The sequence below is a fragment of the Methylophaga sp. SB9B genome (assembly GCF_004832235.1).
Classification (GTDB): domain Bacteria; phylum Pseudomonadota; class Gammaproteobacteria; order Nitrosococcales; family Methylophagaceae; genus Methylophaga; species Methylophaga muralis.
Window position 1 is genome coordinate 290,481 of sequence record NZ_SSXS01000001.1, and the last position, 9,509, is coordinate 299,989.

Genomic DNA, 9,509 nt, shown 5'->3' on the forward strand with positions numbered 1-9,509 from the left:
TGGTCGTCCTCCAAAAAAGCAAACAAGGATTATACATCAGCTAGGAGTCGAATAATTCCCGTTGTTAATACGTTTTGTAAATATAACTAATCCTGACCAAATAGATCACGAGTATAAATTTTGTCTTTGACGTCTTGAATATCATCCGTAATACGATTGGCGATAATCAATGAGGATTGTTGTTTGAATGCAGCTAAGTTATTTACCACTTTAGAACGGAAAAATTCGGTTTCTTCTAGTACTGGTTCGTAGACAATGACTTCTATACCCTTAGCTTTGATGCGTTTCATAATTCCCTGGATGGCCGAGGCACGAAAATTATCCGAACCTTGTTTCATCACCAGTCGATAAATTCCAACCACAGCAGGGTTTTTCTTAATAATTTGATCAGCAATAAAGTCTTTGCGGGTCGTATTAGCATCTACGATAGCTCTAATCAAACTGTTAGGCACGGTGTCATAGTTGGCCAATAATTGCTTGGTGTCTTTTGGCAGACAATAACCGCCATAACCAAACGATGGATTATTGTAATGATCGCCAATACGTGGGTCCAACCCAACGCCTTCAATAATTTGCCGGCTATTCAGATTATGGGTTTCGGCATAACTATCGAGTTCATTAAAGTAGGCAACACGCATTGCCAGATAGGTATTTGAAAATAATTTAATTGCCTCAGCCTCAGTGGCATCGGTGAATAACACCGGTACATCTTTTTTTACTGCACCTTCTAGCAATAAATCTGCAAACAACTGGGCGCGTTCACTTTGCTCGCCAACAACTATACGTGACGGGTAAAGGTTGTCATATAAAGCTTTGCCTTCACGTAAAAATTCTGGTGAAAAGAAAACATTTTCCGTGTTGAACTTGGATTTGACACTACTAGTATAGCCAACGGGAATAGTTGATTTAATAACCATTACCGCTTTTGGATTAATGGCCGTAACATCTTGAATGACAGCTTCAACCGAATTGGTATTGAAGGTATTGGTGACAGAATCATAATCTGTTGGCGTGGCAATAATGACAAAATCAGCGTTTTCATAGGCACTGTTTTTATCAGTAGTGGCTGTTAAATTTAATGGCTTATTGGCAAGAAAATCTTCAATCTCTCTGTCCACGATTGGAGATTTTTTAGCATTAATCAGATCAACCTTCTCAGGAACGATATCCAGAGCGGTAACTTTATGATGTTGTGCCAATAAAACAGCAAGAGACAATCCAACATAACCTGTTCCAGCAACTGCAATATTGAGTGTTTTTTCCATAATCCGTCTCTAAATAAAAGGTTAATAAAATAGGGTCACTTTGTTTACTGGTTCACGACAACCTTCTGACTCAGCCAATCTTCAATTCCACATTGGGGCATAAAGCCATCTACATATTTACCAAGAATAGTCCTAAGATTCTCATAATCAGAAACACTCACAGCATGTTGCAGATCCGTCAATATGAGTTGTAGATCTTGCCATGGAATAACATTTTCTTCTGCCCGCATAATTTTTTGATGTGCCGTTTGACTGACATTTTCACCAATTAACAGCTCTTCAAATAATTTTTCACCGGGACGCAGACCAGTAAACGTTATTTCGATATCGCCATCCGGATTTTCACTGTTTTTTACAGTAAAGCCACTGAGATGAATCATCCGCTTTGCTAAATCGACAATTTTTACTGCCGAGCCCATATCCAGCACAAATACATCACCACCTTGACCCATAGCGCCTGCCTGAATAACCAGTTCAGCAGCTTCGGGTATGGTCATGAAATATCGAATGATTTGGGGATCAGTAACAGTAACAGGGCCACCTTTGGCTATCTGTTCACGAAATAACGGTACAACCGATCCGGAGGATCCTAAGACATTGCCAAATCTTACCATGGTGAAGCGCGTTACTGAGCTTTGTGCTAAAGCCTGCAAAACAAGCTCTGCCATGCGTTTGCTGGCTCCCATAGTATTGGTTGGTCGAACGGCTTTGTCAGTCGAAACCAATACAAATGTTTCAACCTTAGCGGCAATGGCTGCTTGAGCACAATGTAATGTACCAAATACATTGTTACGAATGCCCTCACCAACATTCTTTTCAACCATCGGTACATGTTTATATGCTGCCGCATGATAGATAGTTTGTACCGAAAAATGCTGACAGATTGATGTCAATCGAGCGCGATCGACCACAGACCCCAATAAAGCGATTACTTCTACCTGTTTTTCCAGATGGCTTAACTCTTGTTCAATTTGATATAAAGCAAATTCACTGATTTCGAAAAGTAATAATCGGCTTGGGTTAAGCTTGATGATCTGTCTTGACAATTCAGAGCCAATCGACCCACCCGCGCCAGTTACCATCACACATTTTTGGCTGATATTCGCTGACAACAAACTTGGGTCTGCAGCTACAGCTTCTCTTCCCAGTAAATCAGCTATATCAACTTCCTGGATATCCGACACTTCCAGTTTGCCTTCAGCAATATCGGTTAAATCCGGTAACGTGCGAATATGAACCGGGAATTCTTCCAGCGAAAGCAGAATCTCACTTCGTCGGCTTCTAGAAGCTGAAGGGATTGCCAACAACACATCCCGCACATGAAATTTATCGATCAATTTCACCAGATCACGAGGACGGTATACATTCAAACCATTTATCTGTTGGCGGTAAAGCGTTGGCTCATCGTCAATAAATGCAACTGGACGCAATTGGCGCCCCATTTTTAATAAAGCAGAAAGTTGTACTCCAGCACGACCTGCCCCATAAATAAGTACTGGTGGAATAAACCGTTGATTATCCAACTCGGCCAATGTACTGCGTGTTGTGCTAATAAATAACCAGCGTGCATATAAACGAAGTCCACCTACAGCTAAAAAGAGTAATAGCGCATTGATGATATAAATTGTTCTGGGTACTAACCCGGCAAACGATCCAGATAACACGACAACAGTGGCAAAAATCACTGTAAATAGACCAATTGCTTTAAAAATAGTCCATAGTGCATCAAGACCAATATATCGGACAATTGCCCGGTATAAGCCCAACTTGATAAAGATCGGTATTGCGATCAGCGGGGCAAGAAAGAATAACCATAACTGGGAAACCGGCGGTTCATACAAAGTACTTAGTCGTAGAGAAAATGCCATCCATAAAACCAGCATAACGACGATATAATCGATGAAAATACTCAGTATTCGTTTTGTGGTTCGTGGACGACTCAAAAACCACTGCATTAATTTGTTATAGGAGGTTTGTATCACTGACTTTCCCCAATACGGCAAGCTAAGCAGAATCTATCTTGACTATTTATGACTGCATAACCCATTGTAAACTTTGCTGCCAATCAGGTAACTGCAGCCCAAAATGCTGCTGTAATTTTGAGTTATCCATAAGAGAATTTAAAGGACGTTTGGCAGGAGTAGGATAATCTGTGGTTGGAATACCATTCACCTTGGGTACTCGTCGTCCATCTTTTTCTGCTAACTTAAATATCGCTTCGGCAAAGCCTTTCCAGCTTGTTTGACCTGCGGCACTTAAATGATAAATACCACTGTTTTGCTTCCAAAAAGCTTCATTATGATGCTGCTGAGCCAATGCAAGGGCTGTTACGTCAGCAATATGCCGACTCCACGTTGGTGTGCCAATCTGATCATCCACAATGTTCAATTGGTCACGTTCTTCAGCCAATCTCAGCATGGTGTTCAGAAAGTTGTGACCACGCCGGTCATACACCCAACTGGTCCGGAAAATCAGATGATCACACTCGCTTTCGAGGATAGCTTGCTCACCTTCTAATTTAGTTAAGCCATAATGGCTTAACGGTCCAGTCACATCCGTTTCTATCCATGGCGAATTTTTACTGCCATCAAATACATAGTCAGTAGAATAATGCACCAGCGGGATAGCTAATTTTTTGGCTTGTTCTGCAAATATCGCAGGTGCAATGGTATTAATTTGTCTGGCTAATTCGGTTTCTTGTTCAGCTTTATCAACCGCCGTGTAGGCAGCAGCATTTACAATCAGATCCGGCTTTACGTCATTAGTCAAAGATCGGATTGCTGAAATATCCGACAAATCCAGATCCAGGCGAGTTGTGCTGTGCAACTGTCCAAGGCAGGCAAGGCTTCGCTGTAATTGAAAACCGACCTGCCCTTGGGCACCTATCAACAATATCTTCACTTAAAACGTCTCGGCCAGTTTAAAAGCTGTGCCTTGCTGATCCTTCGCGGATAAAACTGGCGTTAAATCAGCTAACGGCCAGTTAATAGCCAAATCGGTATCATCCCAGGCGACTGTTCGTTCATATTCTGGTGCATAATAATCAGTAGTTTTATAAAGAAAATCAGCGCTATCGGTTAATACTAGAAAACCATGTGCAAAACCAGCTGGAACCCAAAACTGCTCCTGGCCTTCTGCGGTTAAGACCGCCCCAGTCCATTGACCATAGGTTGCTGAATCACGACGCATATCGACGGCCACGTCAAACACTTTTCCTGCCGTAACCCGAACCAGCTTGCCTTGGGGTTGCTTGATTTGATAATGCAAACCGCGTAGTACACCTTTAGCTGAGCGAGAGTGATTATCCTGAACAAACTCAATATCTAAGCCGAGCAAGTCTTGGAAAGTTTTTTTGTTATAACTTTCCAGAAAAAAACCACGTTCATCACCAAACTTCTTGGGAGTCAGTAATTTAACATCGGGAATATTGGTATCAGTAACTAACATCAATAAATAGTCTCGTTGATGATGTTTAACAGGTATTTTCCGTAACCACTTTTTAATAATGGTTGGGCCAATGCTTCAAGTTGCTCAGCGTTAATATACCCCATGCGATAAGCGATTTCTTCCGGACACATGACTTTTAAACCCTGCCGTTGCTCAAGCGTTTGAATAAACATTGACGCATCAAGCAAGGAATCATGGGTTCCGGTGTCGAGCCATGCCATGCCTCGGCCCATCACCTGAACATTTAGTTTACCGTTATCCAGATAGGCTTGATTGACATCGGTAATCTCAAGTTCGCCACGGGCGGAAGGTTTAAGATTGCGCGCAATCTCCACCACCTGATTATCATAGAAATACAAGCCAGTTATCGCATAACGTGATTTGGGTTTTAACGGTTTTTCTTCAATACTTAAAGCTTTACCATTTTCATCAAACGCGACAACACCATAACGTTCTGGATCACTGACAGGGTAAGCAAAAACTGTCGCACCGTCTTTATTATTATCGGCATCTCGCATCATATCGGCCAAATCATGGCCGTAATAGACATTATCGCCCAGTACCAAAGCACAATCATCATCACCGATAAAATCAGCGCCAAGAGTAAATGCCTGAGCAATACCCTCCGGTTTATCTTGAACAATATACTGCAGATTCAAACCCCATTTACTGCCATCACCTAGCAATTGCTCAAGGCGTGGTGTGTCTTGTGGAGTCGAAATGATGCAGATGTCACGCATACCAGCCAGCATCATGGTGGCCAGTGGATAATAAATCATCGGTTTGTCATAAACCGGCAATAACTGTTTGCAGATAGATTGGGTTACCGGATATAAACGGGTGCCGCTTCCACCAGCTAATACAATTCCTTTGCGACTCATTTATTCTCTCCCAAACCAAGTCTTTGTTGCTGATAACTGCCATCCATGACGTTTTCACACCATTTCCGATTATCCAGATACCACTGAACGGTTTTCCGCAAACCTGTAGCAAATGTTTCCTGAGGCTTCCAGCCCAGTTCACGTTCAATTTTGCTGGCATCAATGGCGTAGCGGGCATCATGCCCAGGACGATCTGTCACAAATTCGATTAAATTTTTGTGCGGACGATGCGGTGATTCCGGCAATAACTCATCCAGAATCTGGCAAATGGTTTGCACAACATCAAGATTGGTATGTTCGTTAAAGCCACCAATATTGTAGCTTTCACATAATTTCCCTTCGGCAAGCACCAACCTTAATGCTCTGGCGTGATCGTCGACATATAACCAATCACGGATATTTTCACCTTTGCCATAAATTGGCAGCGGTTTACCCGCCAAAGCGTTATTGATAACTACAGGAATGAGTTTTTCCGGGAATTGGTATGGGCCGTAGTTATTGGAACAATTGGTCATTAATACCGGTAAACCATAGGTATGATGCCATGCACGAACCAGATGATCGCTGCCTGCTTTGGTAGCAGAGTAAGGAGAGTTCGGTTGATATGGAGTTGTTTCAGTGAAAAGACCCGTTTCACCTAATGTGCCATACACTTCATCGGTAGAAATATGGTGGAAACGGAAATTGTCGGCATCAGTTTCAGATAAGGTTTTCCAGTATTTGCGGGCGGCTTCAAGTAAAACATAGGTACCGACGACATTGGTTTGCACAAAATCTGCGGGACCATCAATTGAACGATCAACATGCGATTCAGCCGCCAAATGCATAATGGCGCTCGGTTGATATTGGCTGAATATCCGATCCATAGCTTCGGCGTCACAGATATCAGCTTGCTCAAAATGATAATTTGGCGAAGCATCAATCTCGGTCAGCGATTCAAGATTCCCTGCGTAGGTAAGCTTGTCGATGTTAATGACCGTGAAGTCGGTTTCAACGATTAATTGACGAATCAAGGCAGAGCCGATAAAACCGGCACCGCCAGTTACGAGCAGGGTATTTTTATTCACGTTGCTGAGTTCACTATTAAGTTTGGGAAATTCAGATATGCCGTCCTTGGTTCGGTGAAAGTTAGCATCGACAAGGCCTAAAAATCAACTCGAAAGTTTGGTCACAACGTATTTAAGGAGAGGAAAAGATGGTACGCCCGGCAGGACTCGAACCTGCTACCCTCGGCTTAGAAGGCCGATGCTCTATCCAGATGAGCTACGGGCGCATTAATAACTAAGTGAGGCTGAAGCAGTCAAAAAGTGGTCGGGGCAGAGAGATTCGAACTCCCGACCCTCTGGTCCCAAACCAGATGCGCTACCAGACTGCGCTATGCCCCGACTTTTCCAAGGACAGACATCCTCGAAGAAGGCGAAATAATACGCTTATGCCGATAGCGAGTCAACAGCACATTTATATTTTTTGCCGTGGTTGGCGCAACGTGCGATCATAGTCGCTTTTGAAAGGCCGGAACCAACAGAATGACTGCTCAAATCATTGACGGAAAGACTATCGCTGCCGAGCTGAAACAGAAAATCAAAGCAGCTACCCAAATGCGCCTCGCTACTGGAAAACGCTGTCCTGGGCTTGCTGTGATATTGATTGGTGATAACCCTGCTTCACAAGTTTATGTCGGTAGTAAACGTCGCAGCTGTGAAGAAGTAGGTTTCAAATCCGAATCCTTTGATTTACCAGAGTCAGCCAGTGAACAGGAATTACTCGATCTGATTACTCAACTTAATCACGACGATGAAATTGATGGCATTCTGGTGCAGCTACCTTTACCTGCACATTTCAATACTGATGTGGTGATTGAACATATTGCACCACATAAGGATGTGGATGGTTTTCATCCCTATAATATCGGCCGGTTGGCTCAACGTAATCCCCAATTACGTCCTTGCACCCCCAAAGGTGTGATTACCATGATGCAAACGACTGGTATCGAGTTAAAGGGCAAGGAAGCGGTGGTGGTTGGCGCATCTAACATAGTTGGTCGCCCAATGGCACTGGAATTATTGCTGGCAGGATGCACCACAACGGTTTGTCATCGTATGACTAAAGATCTGGAATCTCATGTTCGTCGAGCGGAAATTTTAGTGGTTGCTGTAGGCAAGCCAAACTTTATTCCTGGTGATTGGATCCGTGATGGCGCAATCGTAATTGATGTCGGTATTAACCGTTTAGCGGATGGTAAATTAACTGGTGATGTGGAATTTGATAAAGCCAGCGAAAAGGCAGCCTGGATTACACCTGTTCCAGGTGGTGTCGGTCCGATGACTGTGGCTACATTGCTTGAAAACACGTTATTTGCTGCCGATCAGTTGCATCAATAACAGCTAAGGTCAGTCCTGATGCCCCTCCAACTAGGAGGGGCAGCCTTTAAACTTTAATTTAACCATTCCATTGCCAGTCACGGATTTCTGGTAAATCCTGACCATGTTCACGAATATACTCATGATGCTCAGCAAGTTTCTGCTGAATAAATAACTCGATTTCCGATACCTTTTCACTCGGCAGTTCAGTTAAATTTTTCACAGCATTTTCCATTAGATGGAAACGATCCAAACCGTTAATCACCGCCATATCAAACGGCGTGGTCGTTGTGCCCTCTTCCTTGAAGCCATGGACATGCAGGTTTTTATGATTGGCGCGACGATAAGTCAACCGATGAATCAACATCGGATAACCATGATAGGCAAAGATGATTGGTTTATCCTGGGTAAATAAATCATCGAATGCATCTTCCTCCAGCCCGTGTGGATGTTCGCTGGGCGATTGCAGTTTCATTAAATCCACCACATTAATTACCCGGACTTTCAACTCTGGTACAAACATATTCAGTAATTTCACTGCCGCCAGCGTTTCCATGGTCGGCACATCACCACAACAGGCCATGACCAGATCCGGTGTCTGGCCGTTATCATTACTCGCCCATTCCCATACACCTATGCCTGCCGTGCAGTGTTTAACAGCGGACTCCATATCCAGCCATTGTGGCGAAGCTTGCTTACCGGCCACCACCACATTGACATAATTGCGGCTACGCAGGCAGTGATCTGTGACAGACAACAGGGTATTGGCATCAGGTGGCAGATAAACCCGAACTACTTCGGCTTTTTTATTTACCACATGGTCGATAAATCCCGGATCCTGATGCGAAAAGCCATTGTGATCCTGGCGCCAGACATGTGATGACAATAGATAATTTAATGAGGCAACAGGTTTGCGCCAGGGGATCTGATTACAGATTTTCAACCATTTGGCATGCTGATTAAACATGGAGTCGATGATATGAATAAAGGCTTCATAACAGGAGAAAAAGCCGTGTCGACCAGTTAACAAATATCCTTCCAGCCAGCCCTGACATTGGTGCTCACTTAGCATTTCCATCACTCTGCCATCTTTGGAGAGCTTGTCATCACCCGGAATCATTTCCCCCATCCAGGTTCTGCCGGTCACATCCAGAACATCCTGCCAGCGATTGGAATTATTTTCATCGGGACTGAACAAACGGAAATTCCTGGCATCAAGATTCTTTTGCATCACATCGCGCAGAAATTTACCCATTACCCGAGTAGCTTCGCCTTTGGTGGCTCCAGGTTTTTTGACTTCCACGGCATAGTCACGAAAATCCGGTAAAGCTAGATCCTGGAGAAGCTGGCCACCATTAGCATGTGGATTTGCGCCCATCCGTCGAGTACCCTCAGGCGCTAATGCCGCCAGTTCTGCTTTGAGTTTACCTCTATCATCAAACAATTCTTCTGGTCGATAACTTTGCATCCATTTGTTAAGGATTTCGACATGCCCTTCCTTATCCATATCGCCCATTGGAACTTGATGAGAACGGAATGTGCCTTCCGTTTTTTGC

General features: G+C 43.7%; 7 protein-coding genes, 2 tRNA genes and 1 pseudogene. 1 reads left to right on the top strand and 9 read right to left on the bottom strand.

Features of this window, described 5'->3' with window-relative positions:
* Positions 1–86: 86 nt before the first annotated feature.
* The 8 genes from E8Q33_RS01445 to E8Q33_RS01480 all read right to left on the bottom strand — a co-directional run bounded on the left by E8Q33_RS01445 (position 87) and on the right by E8Q33_RS01480 (position 6,978).
* Entirely contained in the window at positions 87–1,265 is a 1,179-nt protein-coding gene (locus tag E8Q33_RS01445) for a nucleotide sugar dehydrogenase (RefSeq protein ID WP_136552330.1), read from the bottom strand.
* Positions 1,266–1,309: 44 nt separating this feature from the next.
* Entirely contained in the window at positions 1,310–3,247 is a 1,938-nt protein-coding gene (locus E8Q33_RS01450) for a nucleoside-diphosphate sugar epimerase/dehydratase (RefSeq protein WP_211116063.1), read from the bottom strand.
* Positions 3,248–3,293: 46 nt separating this feature from the next.
* Positions 3,294–4,166: a dTDP-4-dehydrorhamnose reductase gene (gene rfbD, locus E8Q33_RS01455; protein ID WP_136552332.1), complete on the bottom strand. Its 873-nt coding sequence runs from the start codon at positions 4,164–4,166 to the stop codon at positions 3,294–3,296.
* On the bottom strand, positions 4,167–4,712 hold the full coding sequence (rfbC, locus tag E8Q33_RS01460; protein ID WP_136552334.1) for a dTDP-4-dehydrorhamnose 3,5-epimerase: 546 nt from the start codon (positions 4,710–4,712) through the stop codon (positions 4,167–4,169). It lies immediately after the preceding gene.
* Positions 4,712–5,593 (bottom strand): glucose-1-phosphate thymidylyltransferase RfbA, encoded by an 882-nt coding sequence (gene rfbA / locus E8Q33_RS01465; protein ID WP_136552336.1) that lies wholly within the window; start codon positions 5,591–5,593, stop codon positions 4,712–4,714. The genes rfbC and rfbA overlap by 1 nt, the downstream gene beginning before the upstream one ends.
* Positions 5,590–6,660: a dTDP-glucose 4,6-dehydratase gene (gene rfbB / locus E8Q33_RS01470; RefSeq protein WP_136552338.1), complete on the bottom strand. Its 1,071-nt coding sequence runs from the start codon at positions 6,658–6,660 to the stop codon at positions 5,590–5,592. The genes rfbA and rfbB overlap by 4 nt, the downstream gene beginning before the upstream one ends.
* Positions 6,661–6,789: 129 nt before the next feature.
* Positions 6,790–6,866, bottom strand: a tRNA-Arg gene (locus tag E8Q33_RS01475).
* 35 nt (positions 6,867–6,901) lie between these two features.
* Positions 6,902–6,978, bottom strand: a tRNA-Pro gene (locus E8Q33_RS01480).
* Between the two features lie 141 nt (positions 6,979–7,119).
* On the opposite strand from E8Q33_RS01480, the gene folD reads away from it, so the two are divergent.
* The gene (folD, locus tag E8Q33_RS01485; RefSeq protein WP_069295790.1) at positions 7,120–7,974 is read left to right on the top strand and encodes a bifunctional methylenetetrahydrofolate dehydrogenase/methenyltetrahydrofolate cyclohydrolase FolD; all 855 of its coding nucleotides are present in this window, start codon (positions 7,120–7,122) and stop codon (positions 7,972–7,974) included.
* 58 nt (positions 7,975–8,032) lie between these two features.
* Here folD and E8Q33_RS01490 read toward each other — a convergent pair.
* Positions 8,033–9,509 (bottom strand): annotated as a pseudogene (locus tag E8Q33_RS01490) (phosphoketolase); the annotation flags it as partial.

Bases quoted from the DNA above. Each gene is read 5' to 3' on its own strand.
- E8Q33_RS01445 (WP_136552330.1), bottom strand. From the start codon at position 1,265: ATGGAAAAAACACTCAATATTGCAGTTGCTGGAACAGGTTATGTTGGA.
- rfbA (WP_136552336.1), bottom strand. From the start codon at position 5,593: ATGAGTCGCAAAGGAATTGTATTAGCTGGTGGAAGCGGCACCCGTTTA.
- folD (WP_069295790.1), top strand. From the start codon at position 7,120: ATGACTGCTCAAATCATTGACGGAAAGACTATCGCTGCCGAGCTGAAA.
- rfbC (WP_136552334.1), bottom strand. From the start codon at position 4,712: ATGTTAGTTACTGATACCAATATTCCCGATGTTAAATTACTGACTCCC.